Consider the following 16,735-nt stretch of genomic DNA (forward strand, 5'->3'; position numbering starts at 1 on the left):
AGGCAATGAAATCGTTTCTGGGGCTGTGGGCAATTGTAGCTGTTGTATGTGTTGCCTATCTGGTTTTCTGGCCTGTCCCGGTCGATCCCAAACCTTGGAACGCTCCGAAAAACCCTGGATATTCCGGGGCGTTCGAACCCAATGAACGGCTGAAACAGCTGACATTTCTGGACATTGCAGGGCGTTCCGGCCCCGAAGATATCGCGATTGGCCCTGACGGAATGCTTTATATCGCGGTTCATGACGGGGAAATCCTGCGCTGCGCTCAGAACGGTGGTCAGACCGAGGTTTTTGCAACCACAAAGGGCCGCCCGCTGGGGATCGAGTTCGGACCGGATGGGGTGCTGTATGTTGCCGATGCCTATCTGGGTTTGCTGGCGATCGACCCGCAGGGCCAAGTCAGCTTGCTGGCGGACAGCGCGGATGGGGTGCCGATCCGTTATGCCAATGATGTGGATATTGCGGCGGATGGTACGATCTTCTTCACCGATGCCTCGACCCGTTTTGGTGCTAAGGCGCATGGGGGTACGCTGCCTGCCTCGATTCTGGACCTGATCGAACATTCCAGTAATGGGCGGGTTCTGAAATACGACCCGCAGACGGGTAAAGCCACCTTGTTCACCAATGGGCTGACCTTTCCGAACGGGATTTCCATTGGCGCAAACGGGGATGTCTACGTGGCTGAAACCGGGACTTACTCGGTTTGGCGATACGCGCCGGATGGGACGGGGCGTCAGGTGCTGCGGAATCTGCCCGGATTTCCGGATAATCTAAATGCCGCCCCGGACGGAAGCTTCTGGCTGGGGCTGGTCAGTCCCCGAAATCCGATTGTCGATCGGCTGTCTGCGCGGCCACGGTTAAGGCAGGCGATCCTCAGGCTGCCGGAAACGATGAGGCCCGCGCCGAAACGCTATGGGTTCGTGTTGCGCATGGATGCCGAAGGGCGGGTTCTTGAAACATTGCAAGACCCCGCCGGAAGCTACGCACTGACAACCGGCGCCATCACCGCCGCTGACGGTAGCATCTTTGTGTCCTCGCTGACCGAGCGCCGTCTGGGGGTGTTGCCGGCGAACTGATTCCTTTCAACAGAATCTCTAAATGGGGGATTTTTGCATAGGCGATACATCTTTGGCGCGCGCGCCTCCCCTTAGGTCGCCCTTTGAATGCGCCTCAAATTTAGGCGGTAAGAATTTTTTCAGAATTCAAAAATATTAAAATATCCGAAGTTTGCATGTGAACTAAGCAAAAAATTTTGCATAGAAATCAAAGGATCAGGGTAGTGTTTAATATAATGGCAATAAGGTCTGGGGGAACATTCAAAAATCGTGAGAATGTCGAATTTGGCCCAAAAGTGCCGCTATCCGGTTGCAACCCGATCCAACCCGCGTTTTAGTTTACCTTAAATAAAGCAGTTTAACTGCGAGTTACAAAAAAAACGGGGAGCCATATCTTGGCTGAACAACAAACCAAGGATGCATTCGTCCAGTTCGACCGAGTGCAAAAGAGCTATGACGGTGAGACGCTTGTCGTCAAAGATCTGAACCTCAGTATGCCGAAGGGCGAATTCCTTACGATGCTGGGGCCGTCTGGGTCGGGGAAAACCACGTGCCTGATGATGCTTGCCGGGTTTGAGACCGCCACACACGGCGAAATCTTGTTGGACGGTCGTCCGATCAACAACATTCCGCCGCATAAGCGTGGCATCGGCATGGTGTTCCAGAATTACGCGCTGTTCCCCCACATGACCGTGGCTGAAAACCTGTCCTTCCCGCTGGAAGTGCGCGGCATGGATAAATCCGTGCGCGAGACCAAGATCAAACGGGCCTTGGACATGGTGCAGATGGGCGATTTCGGCAATCGTCGTCCGGCGCAGCTGTCCGGGGGGCAGCAGCAGCGGATCGCCCTGGCCCGCGCGCTGGTGTTTGAGCCCGAGCTGGTTCTGATGGACGAACCGCTGGGCGCGCTGGATAAACAGCTGCGCGAGCACATGCAGTTTGAAATCACCCGTCTGGCGCATGAGCTGGGGATCACCACCGTTTACGTGACCCACGACCAGACCGAGGCTCTTACCATGTCTGACCGCGTGGCCGTTTTCGATGATGGCCGCATTCAGCAGCTGGCCCCGCCGGATCAGCTGTATGAAGCCCCGCAAAACAGCTTTGTTGCCCAATTTATCGGTGAAAACAACACGTTGCTGGGTGAGGTGGTCGAAATAAAAGGCCCCGATCTATGCGTTGTCCGCCTGGAAGATGGCGAGCTGATTGACGCCAAGCCGGTCAATGTTTCGAAACCGGGCGAGAAGACCCGCGTCTCGATCCGCCCCGAACGTGTCGAATTCAACAAGGACCGCCTGCAAGAGGGCGCTCATACGCTAAAGGCCGAGGTGCTGGAGTTCATCTATATGGGTGACATTTTCCGCACCCGTCTGCGCGTGGCCGGAAACGAAGAATTCGTTGTGAAAACCCGGAACGCACCTGACCAGGATCGTCTGGTTCCGGGGCAACAGCTGGAAATCGGCTGGCTGCCTCAGGACTGCCACGCCCTGGACGCCTGATAGAATCCGCAGGCCCGGTCAGAGGCTGGGCCTGTGTCGTTCAAGGAGAGGTGACTTTGCCCGTTTCACTCTCTCTGTCATCATCAAATTACGGGCACCAATGGGAGTTATGACAATGAAACTCAAGACTGCTCTTCTGGCTTCGGCGCTGACCACCGCAGCGTTTGCCGCTCAGGCTGGCGAAGTGACGGTAATGTCCTGGGGTGGCGCCTACACCAAGTCGCAGGTCGAGGCCTATCACAAGCCCTTCACCGCCAAGACCGGCGTGAAGATCAACTCGATCGACGCGGACAACCCCGCGACCCCGATCAAGGCGCAGGTTGAGGCCGGGAATGTCTCGATCGACGTGGCTGACGTGGAATTCTCGGATGCTGTGCGTCTGTGTGACGAAGGCCTGCTGGAAGAAATCGACGCCTCGATGCTGCCCGCAGCCCCCGATGGCACCCCGGCTGCTGACGATTTCATCGACGGCGCGATTCAGGATTGCGCGGTTGCGAACATCGTTTGGTCAACCGTTTTTGCCTATAACAAAGACAACGTCTCGATGGCGCCCGCCACCATCGCCGACTTCTTTGACACCGCAAAAATCCCCGGCAAACGCGGCCTGCGGAAATCGGCCAAAGCGACCCTGGAAATGGCTCTGATGGCGGATGGCGTTCCTGCGGGCGAAGTCTATGACCTGCTGGACACCGATGCCGGTGTGGATCGCGCCTTTGCCAAGCTGGACAGCATCAAGGCAGACATCGTCTGGTGGGAAGCCGGCGCTCAGCCGCCGCAGCTGCTGGCAGATGGCGAGGTCGTGATGTCGACCGCCTATAACGGCCGTATCTTCAACGCTGCGGTTGCCGAAAACCAGCCGCTGGAAGTCGTCTGGGACGGTCAGATCATGGACTTTGACCTGTTCGTCGTGCCCAAAGGCGCCCCCAACAAGGACGCCGCGATGGAGTTCATCGCCTTCGCAACCGATACCCAGCGCCTGGCCGATCAGGCTTCGTGGATTTCCTACGGTCCTGCGCGTAAATCGTCGGGTGCTCTGGTGGGTAAATACTCGGATGGCGTGACCGAAATGGGCCCGCATATGCCGACCGCTGCGGCCAACCTGACCAACGCTCTGGTTAACAACTTTGAGTTCTGGGTCGATAAAGACGCCGAGCTGAACGAGCGTTTCAACGCCTGGCTGGCCAACTGATCCGGCCTTTGGGTCGCCCCTGACCTGGGGGCGATCCTGACACTTTCGGGTACGGGCCACCAAGGCCCGGCCTACCACGGGGAAAGGTGACATCCACATGACCGACGCAAGTGCGAACGGAGAGATGCTGACAACGGCTGATGGCAAGCCGCTGAAGCAGGCTTTGGCCAGGGCACAGTCCCATGCCAGACGGCGCGCATTCTTTCTGGTGCTGCCGCTTTTAGCCTTTATTCTGATCACGTTCGTGATGCCAATTGGCCAGATGCTGAAGAGATCCGTGCATAACGAAGGTTTCACGATCCACGAGGAAATCGGCACTGGCGTTCGCACCCCGATTATGGCGAATTTGAAAGCGTGGTTTAATGACAACCCGCTGGGCACTGAACCGGACGAGGCCGCCTATGCTGCGCTGGCCGCTGATCTGCTGGTGCTGAAGGATCTGCGCGCTGCCGGTCAGGCCGGCACCCGGATCAACTATGAACTGTCGGGCTCGCGCTCGATGTTCACCAAGGCCGCAAGAAAAGCCAAAAAACTGGAGCCTCCGTATAAGGCCGCGATCCTGGATCTGGATGAGGATTGGGGCGATCCCGCCCTGTGGCGTGTGATGCGCGATGCGTCCTCGTCCTATACGTTCAACTTCTACCTGGCTGCCGCCGACCGTACCAAGGATGCGGATGGCAATATCGTCATGGTGAATGAAAACCGGCAGGTCTATGTAAAGCTGTTCCAGCGGACGCTGTTCCTGTCGCTGTTGATTACCTTTCTGACTTTTGTGCTGGCCTATCCGATTGCGCATTTGCTGGCGACACTGCCGCTGCGCCACTCGAACCTGCTGATGATCCTGGTGCTGCTGCCTTTCTGGACGTCATTGCTGGTGCGTACGACCAGTTGGATGGTGCTGCTGCAATCCCAAGGCGTGGTCAACGATGCGCTGGTGGGGATTGGCCTGCTGGGGGATGAGAACCGATTGCAGATGATGTATAACCAGCTGGGGACGGTGATTGCGATGACGCATATCCTGCTGCCCTTTATGGTGCTGCCTCTGTATTCGGTGATGCGTCCGATCAACCCGTCCTATGTGCGTGCGGCCCGCAGTTTGGGTGCAACCAGCTGGACCGCGTTCCGCCGGATCTATTTCCCGCAAACGGTGCCGGGCATTGGGGCTGGCGCGCTGCTGGTGTTCATTCTGGCGGTTGGCTATTACATCACGCCCGCGCTGGTGGGGGGGGCCGATGGTCAGCTGATTTCCAACCTGATCGCGTTCCACATGCAGAAATCGCTGAACTGGTCCCTGGCTGCGGCGCTGGCTGCGATGCTGCTGGGCGGGGTGATGATCCTGTACTGGCTGTATGACCGCCTGATCGGCATCGACAATCTGAAACTGGGCTAAGAGGAGAGACAGACATGGCACTTCCGTCCTACGCCGATCCGCTGGAAAAAGCCTGGCACTACACCTATCTGGTGATCTGCGCGTTGATCTTTCTGTTCCTGATCGCGCCGATTCTGGTGGTTATACCGCTCAGTTTCAACTCTGAGCCCTATTTCACCTTCACCGAGAAAATGCTGAGACTGGACCCAACCGGCTATTCCACCCGTTGGTATGACCTGCTGCTGACCTTTGGGATGCTGGCCCCCGAGGCCCCGCGCGATTTCAGCTGGTGGGCCGATGCCTGGTCGAATGCGGCCTGGATCAATGCGGCGAAGAACTCGATCATCATCGGTTTCTTTTCCACCATTCTGGCCACCGGGCTGGGCACTGTGGCGGCGCTGGGTCTGTCCCGCCCCGAGATGCCCTTTCGCCGGGTAATCATGGCGATCCTGATTTCGCCCATGATCGTGCCGATCATCATCGTGGCTACGGGGCTGTTCTTTTTCTACTCTGAGATTGCGATCCAGAATTGGGGCATTCCCTATCTGGGCGTGATCCTGGCTCATGCGACTTTGGGCATTCCGTTTGTGATTATCACCGTGACGGCGACTCTGGTGGGGTTTGACCATTCGCTGACCCGCGCGGCGGCCAATATGGGCGCGGACCCGATCAGCACCTTCCGCCGGGTACAGATGCCGCTGATCCTGCCCGGCGTGATTTCCGGCGCGCTGTTTGCCTTTGTCACCTCGTTTGACGAGGTGGTGGTGGTGCTGTTCGTCGGTGGCCTGGATGAACAGACGATCCCGCGTCAGATGTGGAACGGGATTCGTGAGCAGATCAGCCCGGCGATCCTGTCGGTGGCGACGATTTTGGTGCTGATCTCAATTGCGCTGCTGACCACGGTGGAACTGCTGCGGCGCCGCTCGGAGCGTCTGCGCGGGATGAGCCCTGGCTGATTTTTGAGTATTTACAGCAAGATGAAAGAGCCGGGGGTGGAATTTCCCGGCTTTTTCTATATGGGAAGGGGCGAACAGGAGGCGGATATGAGCGACGATCACAAGGCAAAAATGCAAAAGATGCAAAAGGCGCATCAGGACAAGGTGGCCGAGGCAACCGACCCTGATCGCGGGCTGATTCTGATCCATACGGGCAACGGCAAGGGCAAATCCTCGTCTGCTTTCGGTGTGATCGTCCGTGCGCTGGGCTGGCGGAAAACTGTGGGCGTTGTGCAGTTCATCAAGGGCAAATGGATCACCGGAGAGCGCCAGTTCTTTGATCGTCTGGGCGGTGTTGACTGGCACACGATGGGTGAGGGATTTACCTGGGATACGCAGGACAAGGACCGCGATATTGCAGCGGCCACGGCGGCGTTCAATCGTGCCTGCGAGATGATGGAAAGCGGCGATTACGATCTGATCGTGTTGGACGAGATCAACATTGCTCTGCGGTATGATTATCTGTCTGCTGAACAGGTGCTGGAGGGGCTTAAGCGCCGGTCTGACCGGACCAGCGTGATTCTGACGGGCCGCGATGCGCCGGAACTGCTGTGTGATTATGCCGATTTGGTGACGGAAATGACTGAGATCAAGCACCCTTACGCCGCCGGTATCAAGGCGCAGCGTGGGGTGGATTTCTAAAGTAAAAACGCCGGCGCTAAGGGCCGGCGTTTCCATTTTATCGGTCAGAGATCAGGCGCGGACCAGCGCCTCATATGCTTCGGAAATTTCGCGGCACAGATCGCCCACTTCGAATGTCCAATCGCCGATCTGACCCACGGGGGTGACCTCGGCGGCCGAGCCGGTCAGCCAGCATTGTTCCATATCGTCCAGTTCCTCGGGGAGGATGTGGCGTTCGTGCACGGTGATGCCGCGGTCCTTCAACATGCCGATCACGGTTTGGCGGGTCAGGCCGTTCAGGATGGCGTCGGGCAGGGGGGTGTGGACCTCGCCGTCCTTGACGAAGAAGATATTGGCGCCGGTCGCCTCGGCCACGTAGCCACGGTAATCCATGAACAGCGCGTCCGAGCAGCCTTTGGCCTCGGCCGCGTGTTTGGACATGGTGCAGATCATATAGAGACCCGCTGCCTTGGCCGAGGTCGGGATGGTTTCGGGCGAGGGGCGTTTCCATTTGGCCACGTCCAGTTTCGCACCCTGGTATTTCGCATCGCCATAATAGCTGCCCCATTCCCAGGCGGTGACGGCCATGCGCACCGGGTTCCGGGCGGCGGATACGCCCATGTCTTCGCCTGCGCCGCGCCAGGCGACGACGCGCACATAGGCGTCGGTCAGGTTGTTGGCGTCCAGAACGGCTTGTTTGGCGGCCTCGATTTCATCCACGGTGTAGGGGATGGGCATGTCCATCATTTCACCCGAGCGCAGCAGGCGTTCGGAATGTTTGCGCGACAGGAAGATTTTCCCGTCATAGCAGCGCTCGCCTTCGAAAACAGAGGAGGCATAGTGCAGGGCATGGGTCAGAATGTGGACATTGGCGTCGCGCCAGTCCACCATTTTACCATCCATCCAGATTTTACCATCGCGGTCATCATACCCGGCCATTGCTGTTCCCCTTACCCTCGTTCGATTTTCGAAAGTTGCGCAATTTCGGTCCGTATCGGACAGTTTCTTGCGCGAAAGCTGCGATTCGGTATCAGTTCGCTCTTGGAATGTCAACAAGACTGACTTAAGCTGCCTCTTGCGCGGGCATTTTGTTAACAGTTTTCACAGGGGATGGCGATGTCAGAAGTAACCACCGGCGAGAACCTTCTGTTCCTGACAGACGAACAACTGCGCCAGGGAATCGAGGCAATGTTCTTTGCTTATCGGGGGTTTACCGAAGATCCGGATCGTATTCTGGCGGGCATGGCCTATGGGCGCGCGCATCACCGGGCAATCCATTTCATCAATCGCGCACCGGGAACGACCGTTAACAATCTGCTGATCCTGCTGGGGGTGACCAAGCAATCGCTGAATCGTGTGTTGCGCACCCTGATCGAAGATGGTCTTGTCGAAAGCCGGGTCGGCGTTGCCGATAAACGCGAACGGCACCTGTTCCTGACCGAAGAGGGCGCGGCGCTGGAGCGCAAACTGTCCGATGCGCAGCGGGCCCGGATGCGGACGGCCTATCGTGCGGCGGGGCCGCAGGCGGTGGCCGGATTCCGCCAGGTGTTGGAGGCAATGATGGACCCTGAAATGCGGCGCAAATACCACGCCCTGCGCGAGAATGGCGCATGAATGACGTCGATCCTCATCTGCTGATCGTTGACGATGACGAACGCATTCGCGGGCTGTTGCAGAAATACCTGATGCGTAACGGGTTTCTGGTGTCTGCGGCGCGGGATGCGGTTCATGCGCGGCGGCTTTTGTCGGGGTTGGAGTTCGACCTGATCGTGATGGATGTGATGATGCCGGGCGAGGACGGGATCAGCCTTACACGGGCCCTGCGCGCGGACATTTCTACCCCGATCCTGCTGCTGACCGCCAAGGGCGAAACCGAGGATCGGATTGCCGGGCTGGAGGCCGGGGCAGACGATTATCTGGCCAAGCCCTTTGAGCCCAAGGAGCTGCTTCTGCGGATCAACGCCATTCTGCGCCGGATGCCCGAGGCCGCCCCCGCCGACACGGCCCCCAAGGTGCTGACGCTGGGCCTGATCCGCTATGACGTGGACCGGGGCGAGCTGTGGCAGGACGAAGACATGATCCGCCTGACCGCCACCGAAAGCCAGCTGATGAAGATTTTCTCGGCCCGCCCGAACGAGCCGATTTCCCGCGCCAAACTGGTCGAGGATCTGGGCCGCGATCGGGGGCAGGCGCAGGAACGCGCGGTGGATGTACAGATCACACGTCTGCGCCGGAAAATCGAGGCAGACCCCAAGCAGCCTCGGTATTTGCAGACGGTCCGCGGGGCCGGGTACATGCTGGCCCCGGACTGACCGTTCAGCCGGCGGGGGGGCGATTGATCCGGCGGGCGCGATGGGGGATGATCCTTTGGGCCTTACGAAGGAGGGTCAGAGATGACGACCGCGTTTTATTCTCATACGGCGTGTTGGGGGCATGTCACCCCTGCGGGGCATCCCGAACAGGTGGCACGCCTGGATGCCGTGACCACGGCGCTGAAGGGAATGGCCCTGGACCGTCACGAAGCGCCTTTGGGAACGGATGCGCAGATCCTGCTATGTCACCCTGAAACCTATCTGCAAAAGATCCTGAAGGCCGAGCCGCAGGCCGGCTCGGTTGCGCTGGACGAAGACACGTTCATGTCGGCCGGGTCGGTTCAGGCGGCGCGCCGGGCGGTCGGAGCCGCTGTTGCCGCTGTCGATACGGTGTTGGATGGGCGGGCGGATAACGCCTTTGTCGCCTGTCGCCCGCCGGGCCACCATGCAGAAACCGCCCGTCAGATGGGATTTTGCCTGTTCGGGAATGTGGCGATTGCGGCCAAACATGCGCTGGCGCGGGGGGTGGCACGCGTTGCTGTGGTGGATTTCGACGTGCATCATGGCAATGGCACGCAGGATTTGCTGTGGGACGAGCCGCAGGCGCTGTTCTTTTCCTCGCATCAATCGCCGCTGTGGCCCGGCACCGGCACCGAAGGCGAACGCGGCGCGCACGATCAGATCGTTAATCTGCCCCTGCTGCCCGAATCCGGCGGGGCCCAGATGCGTGAAACCTATGAGCGCCGCGTTTTCCCGATGCTGGACGCGTTTGCGCCCGAACTGCTGCTGATCTCGGCCGGGTTCGATGCGCATCGTGCCGATCCTCTGGCGCAATTGAACTGGGAGGTCGAGGATTTCGTCTGGCTGACCCGTCAACTGAAACAATACGCAAAGGGGCGCGTGGTTTCCGTGCTGGAAGGCGGCTATGATCTGCACGCATTGGGCATGTGCGTGGCCGCCCATGTGGCTGCGCTGATGGACGGTTAGGTGATCTGCCGCAGGTCTCGGAGCAGCGATTTCGCCATTTCCCTGCCGTGTTCGACACGGTGCTGCGGCATCTGCGGGTGCTCGACCCGGAACAGGGTTTCAAAGCAGATCAGATAGGGCAGATATAGCTCTTGTTCCGGCGCGGTCAGCTGCATTGCCTTGGCCAGCGCGTCAAAAGCCAGCGCGTCCACTCCGAATTTCCGCGCCTGGCCAAAGAACAGCCCGCGCCGTGCCATATGTGTCAGGGATCGGGCCATATCCTTGTAGATCGGCGCGACCGAAGAGCCGCCGGTGTCGATGCCTGTCAGAATCTGGCCGTTCAGGATCAGGTTATTGGGGTGAAAATCCCCGTGCGGGATGGACACGCGCCAATCGTGCCCGCCGATCTGCCTGGACAGGTGCCGCATTTTGCGGAACACGCGGGTTTCGACCTCGGCCAGGGCAGGATGAGGCTGTTTGGCTGCCGCATCGCGCGCCCGGATCAGCCAGTGGCGCACATTGGCCTGGCGGGTGCTCTGGCTGGGTTGGGTGTAGGCGGCCAGCCAATCGCCTGCATGGGCATACACCGGGGCGCGGTCCTCTGGGTTAAGCGTCCACAGATGTTTCATCAGCGGAGTGCCGGGGATATGACTGATCACCATCAGGCCCGAGACCTCATCGAAATGCAGCGGACAGGCCACCTGACAGGGCCCGCGGGACATATAGGGATGCGTCCGGTTCAGCTCGGCCCATTCACGGGTGATCTGTTTGCGGCTGGCGGCAGACAAAGGCATCCGGAACACGGCGTCCTGCTGCGCCAACGTGCCGCGCAAAATGATCCGGTTGTCGGGGACAAAGCGAAACAGCTGCGTGATCTGGGCCTGCAATCCGGCGGCGCTTGCGGCTTGTTCAACCAGCAGGCTGGCGGCGGCGGCCTCTTGAGGAAAGGCCTTGGCGTTGTTGGTTGTCACGATGCTCATCCCTGGCAGCATCCGGCAGGGGGCGCGGCGCGTCAACCGAATTGAACCTGCCCGCCTGCGCCGCTATGGTGCCTGCGAAACCGCTAAGGAGTGTCCGATGACCGCCCGCCCCGTATCTGAAATGTCCTTCGAAGAGGCCATGGCCGAGCTAACGGCTGTCGTTGACAAGCTAGAGGGCGGAGAAGCCACGCTGGAAGAGTCGATCGAGCTCTACACCCGTGGGGCCGATCTGAAAAAACGCTGCGAGACCAAGCTGCGCGAGGCCGAGGAAAAGGTCGCTGTGATTACTCAGGATGCGGATGGGAACGCGACAGGTCTGAAACCGGCCGAGGGGCTGTGATTTCACAATGACGGTGGTATTGGCGACGGCTCTGGCCGATGCGCGCGCGCAGGCCGAAGGCTATATTGCGCAGACGCTGAACGGTCAGGACAGCCCGGTGGCGCAGGCGATGCTGTATGCGTGCCGGGGCGGCAAGGGGCTGCGTGGGTTCCTGGTGCTGGAAAGCGCGCGTTTGCATGGCGTCGATGCGCAGGCTGCCCTGCCCGCCGCCGCCGCGATCGAGGCCATGCACGCCTATTCGCTGGTCCACGATGATATGCCCTGCATGGATGATGACGATCTGCGCCGCGGCCAGCCGACGGTCCATCGCAAATGGAACGAGGTCACGGCCGTTCTGGCGGGGGATGCGCTGCAATCTCTGGCGTTTGAAATGCTGTGCCGGGCCGAGTGTGATGCAGGCCGTAAACTGGAATTGATCCAGGGCTTTGCCGCGCGCGCCGGGATTGCCGGGATGGTTGGCGGTCAGGAAATGGATATTGCGGCTGAAACGGCTGCGCAGGCTTTGACTTTGCAGGAAATCACGCGGTTGCAGGCGGGCAAAACCGGCGCCTTGATCGAATGGGCCGCGACGGCGGGCCCGGTGATGGCGGGCGCGGAGTGTGGCCCGCTGGCCACCTATGCCGAATGCCTGGGGCTGGCCTTTCAGATCTGGGATGACGTTCTGGATATTGAGGGCGACGCCGAAACCGTCGGCAAGGCCGTGGGCAAGGACGCGGATGCGGGCAAGGCGACTTTTGTCTCGCTGCTGGGCCTTCAGGCGGCAAAAGACCGCGCGCATGATCTGGTGACACGGGCCTGCGATGCGCTAGATCCTTATGCGAACGAGGCAGAAACCTTGCGGGATGCGGCCCGGTTCGTTATCTCGCGTGCAAGCTAACAGCCAGCCCGGAGGGGCCATGTCGGACCGACCGAAGACGCCATTGCTGGATCAGGTAAGCCTGCCTGCGGATCTGAAGCAATTCACCGATGCGCAACTGCATAAGCTTGCGCAGGAATTGCGCGACGAAACCGTCAGTGCGGTATCCGTGACGGGCGGGCATCTGGGCGCGGGTCTGGGTGTGGTGGAGCTGACGGTCGCCCTGCACGCCGTATTCGACACGCCCAAGGATAAACTGATCTGGGATGTCAGCCACCAATGCTATCCGCATAAAATCCTGACCGGGCGGCGTGATCGTATCCGCACCTTGCGCCAAAAGGACGGGCTGTCCGGTTTTACCAAACGATCCGAAAGCCCCTTTGATCCTTTCGGTGCGGCGCATAGCTCGACCTCGATTTCCGCCGCTTTGGGCTTTGCCGTGGCCCGTGATCTGGGCGGCAGTGCCGAAGGCGGGCTGGGCGATGCGATTGCCGTGATCGGCGATGGCTCGATGAGCGCGGGCATGGCGTTTGAGGCAATGAACAACGCCGGCCATCTGAAAAAGCGGATGATCGTCATTCTGAACGATAATGAAATGTCGATTGCCCCGCCGGTGGGGGCGCTGTCCAGTTATCTTAGCCGTCTTTATGCGGGCGAGCCGTTCCAGGAATTCAAGGCCGCCGCCAAGGGGGCCGTCAGCCTGTTGCCCGAACCCTTCCGTGAGGGGGCAAAACGCGCCAAGGAAATGCTGAAGGGCATGACTGTCGGCGGCACTTTGTTCGAAGAGCTGGGGTTCAGCTATATCGGGCCGATTGACGGCCACGATCTGGATCAGCTGCTGCCGGTGCTGCGCACGGTCAAGGCGCGGGCGACGGGGCCCATTCTGATCCATGCGATCACCAAGAAGGGTAAGGGTTATGCCCCCGCCGAACGGGCCCGAGACAGGGGCCATGCGACCGCCAAGTTCGACGTCTTGACCGGCCAGCAGAAAAAAGCGCCCAGCAATGCGCCCTCTTATACCAATGTGTTTGCCGACACGTTGCTGAGCCTGGCCGCCAAGGACGATAAAATCTGCGCTGTCACTGCCGCGATGCCCGACGGGACCGGGCTGAATCTCTTTGCCGAGAGATACCCCAGCCGCTGTTTCGACGTCGGCATTGCCGAGCAGCACGGCGTGACCTTCAGCGCGGGCCTGGCCGCTGGCGGGCTGAAACCGTTCTGCGCGATGTATTCGACTTTCCTGCAACGCGGGTATGACCAGGTGGTGCATGACGTGGCGATTCAGCGCCTGCCCGTGCGTTTTGCCATTGATCGCGCCGGTCTGGTGGGGGCGGATGGGGCCACCCACGCGGGCAGCTTTGACATTGCCTATCTGGCGAACCTGCCGGGGATGGTGGTGATGGCCGCCGCGGATGAGGCCGAGCTGGCGCATATGGTTGCCACTGCCGCCGCGCATGATGACGGCCCGATTGCCTTCCGCTATCCGCGCGGCGAGGGCGTGGGCGTGGACATGCCCGAGGTGCCCCAAGTGTTGGAAATCGGTAAGGGCCGGGTGATCCAAACCGGCAGCCGTGTGGCGATTGTGTCTTTTGGGACGCGCCTGTCCGAGGTGATGAAAGCCGCCGAGGCCCTGACCGCGCGCGGCATCACCCCCACGATTGCCGACGCACGTTTCGCCAAGCCGCTGGATGAGGCGCTGATCGCGCAGCTGGCCGCCGATCACGAGGCTCTGATCACCATCGAAGAGGGTGCCGTGGGCGGCTTTGGCAGCCATGTCGCGCAATTCCTGGCCGACAGCGGGGCGTTCGACGGCGGGCTGAAGTTCCGCTCGATGGTGCTGCCGGATATTTTCATCGACCAGGCCAGTCAGGAAGACATGTATGCCGTCGCCGGGCTGAATGCCGAGGACATCGAGGCCAAGGTGCTGGACGTGCTGGGCATTGCCTCGATCGGGCGGCAGGCGGGCTAAGCGATGGGTCTGCGCGGTCTTCTGGGGGCAACCCGGCACAAGATGCGGCGCAGACAAGAGGCGCGGATGGTGCAGAGCCTGACTCAGGTGCTGCATGGCCCCGCACGGGTGCAGCTACAGATCAATGAATGCGCTGTCGTTTCCATGATGAAGAACGCAGCCTATTGGGTGGCCGATTTCATCCGGCATCATCAGGCCCTTGGCGTGGCGCATATCGTGATTCTGGACAATGGTTCGACCGATCAGACGGTTCAGATCGCGCAGGGCTTTGAGGGCGTTACGGTGCTGCGCAACACGCTGCCGGCTAAGCAATACGAATGCCACCTGCGCGAGGCCGCCGCCCATAAGGTGCTGCAAGGCGGCTGGATTCTGTTCGCCGATTCCGATGAGATGGCCGAGATGCCCGGCGGGTTGCGCAGGCTGCTGGATTACTGCAATGCGCAGGGGTTTACGGCGGTTGTCTCGCAGATGCTGGATCTTTATGCGCCGCTGCCCCTGTCGCGCACGCGGGGGCTGGACTATGCGCAGGCCCGTGCGGTGACGGATCGCTATAGCCTGGGCGCACTTGGCCGCGTGCCGTATTTCGCGCCGGAAAATGCGCTGCACTGGTTCCTGAAGGACAATCGCGGCGCCGAGGGCGTGACCATGCTGACTGGCGGCCTGCGCCGCGAGATTTTCGGTGAGGATTGCCTGCTGTCCAAACATTCTCTGGTGCGGAACCTGCCGGGGGCGCAGCTGATGACGCATCCGCATACGGCCTCGGGGGTGGTTGTGGCGGATGTCAGTTTTGTTCTGAAACACTATAAGCTGGCCGGAGACTTCGTGGCGCGCGATCAGGTCAGCGTGGCCCAGGCAACCTGGGATCATGCCGAGGATGCCCGGCGAATGGGCACCGTTGGCGCGACAGATTTCCAGATCGCGCCGGCTCAATCGCAGGTCTATGCCGGGCCGGGGCAGCTGGTGGAGCAAGGGTTCCTGGTGGCCTCGCAAACCTATTCGGCCTTCGCCAGCCAAGCTTGATTGGCGCGACTGCATGATTTTTGCAACGGTTTTGTGACATCGCTGCACCATGCGCTTCGGTATGGTTGAACGCGCCCATTTTCCGCGTAAATGTCTGCGACGAGCAAAAGACTGCCAGCCACGGAGACTACCAATGAAAAAACTGATCGCAGCTGCACTGTGCATGACCCTGGCCGCCCCGGCCTTTGCCGGCAACCCCGAGTCCGCGCCGGTCGAGCCCGTTGTCATCGCCGCCGAAGCTTCCAGCTCCAGCGATGGTGCCTCGGTGATGGGTCTGGCCCTGCTGCTGGCCGTTCTGATCGCTGCCGACTAAGGCCGATCCGGGGAATGAATTGTGGCGGGGAAACCCGCCCTTTCCCCTGAAAATTTGATTTTTTACCCGTTTTGGGCAATCCTGGGTTACTTTACGTAACTTTATAGGGGGATTTTCCATGAAACGGGTAATTGCTTTTTCCATACTGACAGGTTTGGTTCTGAGTGTTTCGCCCGCGCTTGCGGGTGGTGAAACCGTCATTACACCTGCCGTGATCGAGCATGACGTCGCCGCCAGCAGCAGCGGGAACATCGCGGTTTTGCTGATTGCCCTGGTCCTGGTCGCGGCGGTCGCGGCGCGCTAGGTCTTTTCCTGATCTAACAGGGCCCGCAATCCCGTGCGATAGTCGGGAAATTGCAGAACAACGTCCAACTCATTCTTGATCCGATCATTTCTGACACGTTTGGATTCTGCATAGAAACTGCGGGCCATCGGGGTCATGTCGGCCTTCTCGATTGGAATTTCCGGAGGCACCGGAAAATCCAGCAATTCGGCAGCGTATGCAATGACGTCCTCGGGCGGGGCGGCTTCGTTGTCGCACAGGTTATAGATTGCGCCGGGATTTGGCCGCCGGAGCGACGCGTGCAGAGTCTGCGCGATATCCGCGACATGGATGCGGCTGAACAGCTGATTTTCCTTGATGATCCGTCGCGCGGTGCCATTGCAGACCTTGGCAAAGGGGCCGCGGCCGGGGCCGTAAATGCCAGCCAGACGAAAGATGTGCAGCGGCAGGTCCAAAGATTGCCATTCCCGCTCGGCAGCGACACGCCATTTCCCGCGCTGGGTTGAGGGCGTGAGGGCTGTGTTTTCATCTACCCATCCGCCCTGATGATCGCCGTAAACGCCCGTGGTGGACAGGTATCCGGCCCATTCCAGATGGCTGACGGCACCGATTTGGGGGCCGAACTGCCGCAAAGTCGGATCGCCCTGCGCATCCGGACCGGCCGAGACCAGCATGTGCGTGGCATTGGCAAGCGTCCTGGCGATCTGGCCGTCATCCGCTCCTAACACCAGGGGCACAACGCCCGTTGCGCGAATCGCTTTGGCTTTGTCGGGGCTACGCGTGGTGCCGAAAATGGCCCAACCCTGGGGAAGCAGCCGTTGCGCCAGGGCGGCAGCGCAATAGCCATGGCCGAATGAGATCAATGTCTTAGTCATGTCACTAACCTGCGCTGAAACTTTTCCGACCACAAGTGTTACGAAAATTATTTCATTTATAAATTTCGTAACATATAAAGCATTGAGCGACAG

General features: G+C 60.0%; 18 protein-coding genes. 15 read left to right on the top strand and 3 right to left on the bottom strand.

The genetic code is table 11. From position 1 onward, the window contains the following. Positions 1-5 precede the first annotated feature (5 nt). The 6 genes from ACP15O_RS10025 (at position 6) to cobO (ending at position 6,749) form a co-directional block, all read left to right on the top strand. Entirely contained in the window at positions 6-1,076 is a 1,071-nt protein-coding gene (locus tag ACP15O_RS10025; protein ID WP_425095956.1) for an SMP-30/gluconolactonase/LRE family protein, read from the top strand. A gap of 374 nt (positions 1,077-1,450) precedes the next feature. Further along, the gene (locus ACP15O_RS10030) at positions 1,451-2,554 is read left to right on the top strand and encodes an ABC transporter ATP-binding protein (RefSeq protein WP_425095957.1); all 1,104 of its coding nucleotides are present in this window, start codon (positions 1,451-1,453) and stop codon (positions 2,552-2,554) included. Between the two features lie 115 nt (positions 2,555-2,669). Further along, the gene (locus ACP15O_RS10035; RefSeq protein WP_425095958.1) at positions 2,670-3,743 is read left to right on the top strand and encodes an ABC transporter substrate-binding protein; all 1,074 of its coding nucleotides are present in this window, start codon (positions 2,670-2,672) and stop codon (positions 3,741-3,743) included. A gap of 97 nt (positions 3,744-3,840) precedes the next feature. After that, positions 3,841-5,133, top strand: coding sequence for an ABC transporter permease (locus ACP15O_RS10040; RefSeq protein ID WP_425095959.1), 1,293 nt, complete (start codon positions 3,841-3,843; stop codon positions 5,131-5,133). 14 nt (positions 5,134-5,147) lie between these two features. Then, complete coding sequence (locus ACP15O_RS10045) at positions 5,148-6,068, top strand: ABC transporter permease (protein ID WP_425095960.1); 921 nt, start codon at positions 5,148-5,150, stop codon at positions 6,066-6,068. A gap of 87 nt (positions 6,069-6,155) precedes the next feature. Next, positions 6,156-6,749 carry a cob(I)yrinic acid a,c-diamide adenosyltransferase gene (gene cobO, locus ACP15O_RS10050; RefSeq protein ID WP_425095961.1) on the top strand — a complete coding sequence of 198 codons (594 nt, stop codon included), beginning with the start codon at positions 6,156-6,158 and terminating at the stop codon, positions 6,747-6,749. 51 nt (positions 6,750-6,800) lie between these two features. Here cobO and ACP15O_RS10055 read toward each other — a convergent pair whose 3' ends face one another. Further along, on the bottom strand, positions 6,801-7,667 hold the full coding sequence (locus ACP15O_RS10055) for a branched-chain amino acid aminotransferase (protein WP_425095962.1): 867 nt from the start codon (positions 7,665-7,667) through the stop codon (positions 6,801-6,803). Positions 7,668-7,844: 177 nt separating this feature from the next. Here ACP15O_RS10055 and ACP15O_RS10060 point away from each other — a divergent pair, with 177 nt between their 5' ends. The 3 genes from ACP15O_RS10060 to ACP15O_RS10070 all read left to right on the top strand — a co-directional run bounded on the left by ACP15O_RS10060 (position 7,845) and on the right by ACP15O_RS10070 (position 10,027). Then, complete coding sequence (locus ACP15O_RS10060; RefSeq protein WP_425095963.1) at positions 7,845-8,342, top strand: MarR family winged helix-turn-helix transcriptional regulator; 498 nt, start codon at positions 7,845-7,847, stop codon at positions 8,340-8,342. Beyond that, entirely contained in the window at positions 8,339-9,040 is a 702-nt protein-coding gene (locus tag ACP15O_RS10065; RefSeq protein WP_425095964.1) for a response regulator, read from the top strand. Before ACP15O_RS10060 ends, ACP15O_RS10065 begins: the two co-directional genes overlap by 4 nt. Positions 9,041-9,121: 81 nt before the next feature. Further along, complete coding sequence (locus ACP15O_RS10070; RefSeq protein WP_425095965.1) at positions 9,122-10,027, top strand: histone deacetylase family protein; 906 nt, start codon at positions 9,122-9,124, stop codon at positions 10,025-10,027. Here the strand turns inward: ACP15O_RS10070 and ACP15O_RS10075 are convergent. After that, positions 10,024-10,986 carry a phosphotransferase family protein gene (locus tag ACP15O_RS10075; RefSeq protein ID WP_425095966.1) on the bottom strand — a complete coding sequence of 321 codons (963 nt, stop codon included), beginning with the start codon at positions 10,984-10,986 and terminating at the stop codon, positions 10,024-10,026. The two genes, ACP15O_RS10070 and ACP15O_RS10075, sit on opposite strands and share 4 nt — an antisense overlap. A 97-nt stretch (positions 10,987-11,083) precedes the next feature. On the opposite strand from ACP15O_RS10075, the gene ACP15O_RS10080 reads away from it, so the two are divergent. The 6 genes from ACP15O_RS10080 (at position 11,084) to ACP15O_RS10105 (ending at position 15,788) form a co-directional block, all read left to right on the top strand. Continuing rightward, a complete protein-coding gene (locus ACP15O_RS10080; RefSeq protein ID WP_425095967.1) occupies positions 11,084-11,326 on the top strand; it encodes an exodeoxyribonuclease VII small subunit in 243 nt (80 codons plus the stop codon). A 7-nt stretch (positions 11,327-11,333) separates the two neighbouring features. Next, positions 11,334-12,203, top strand: a complete 870-nt coding sequence (locus ACP15O_RS10085) for a polyprenyl synthetase family protein (protein WP_425095968.1) — start codon at positions 11,334-11,336, stop codon at positions 12,201-12,203. A gap of 19 nt (positions 12,204-12,222) precedes the next feature. Further along, positions 12,223-14,151 carry a 1-deoxy-D-xylulose-5-phosphate synthase gene (gene dxs / locus ACP15O_RS10090; protein WP_425095969.1) on the top strand — a complete coding sequence of 643 codons (1,929 nt, stop codon included), beginning with the start codon at positions 12,223-12,225 and terminating at the stop codon, positions 14,149-14,151. Between the two features lie 3 nt (positions 14,152-14,154). Continuing rightward, positions 14,155-15,171, top strand: a complete 1,017-nt coding sequence (locus ACP15O_RS10095) for a glycosyltransferase family 2 protein (RefSeq protein WP_425095970.1) — start codon at positions 14,155-14,157, stop codon at positions 15,169-15,171. A gap of 133 nt (positions 15,172-15,304) precedes the next feature. Further along, positions 15,305-15,484, top strand: a complete 180-nt coding sequence (locus ACP15O_RS10100; RefSeq protein WP_425095971.1) for a hypothetical protein — start codon at positions 15,305-15,307, stop codon at positions 15,482-15,484. Positions 15,485-15,602: 118 nt separating this feature from the next. Continuing rightward, entirely contained in the window at positions 15,603-15,788 is a 186-nt protein-coding gene (locus ACP15O_RS10105) for a hypothetical protein (RefSeq protein WP_425095972.1), read from the top strand. Here the strand turns inward: ACP15O_RS10105 and ACP15O_RS10110 are convergent. Further along, entirely contained in the window at positions 15,785-16,642 is an 858-nt protein-coding gene (locus ACP15O_RS10110; RefSeq protein ID WP_425095973.1) for an SDR family oxidoreductase, read from the bottom strand. The two genes, ACP15O_RS10105 and ACP15O_RS10110, sit on opposite strands and share 4 nt — an antisense overlap. Positions 16,643-16,735 lie beyond the last annotated feature (93 nt).

Origin of the sequence: Youngimonas ophiurae (nom. illeg.) (genome assembly GCF_049803795.1) — a bacterium.
Classification (GTDB): domain Bacteria; phylum Pseudomonadota; class Alphaproteobacteria; order Rhodobacterales; family Rhodobacteraceae; genus Thalassobius.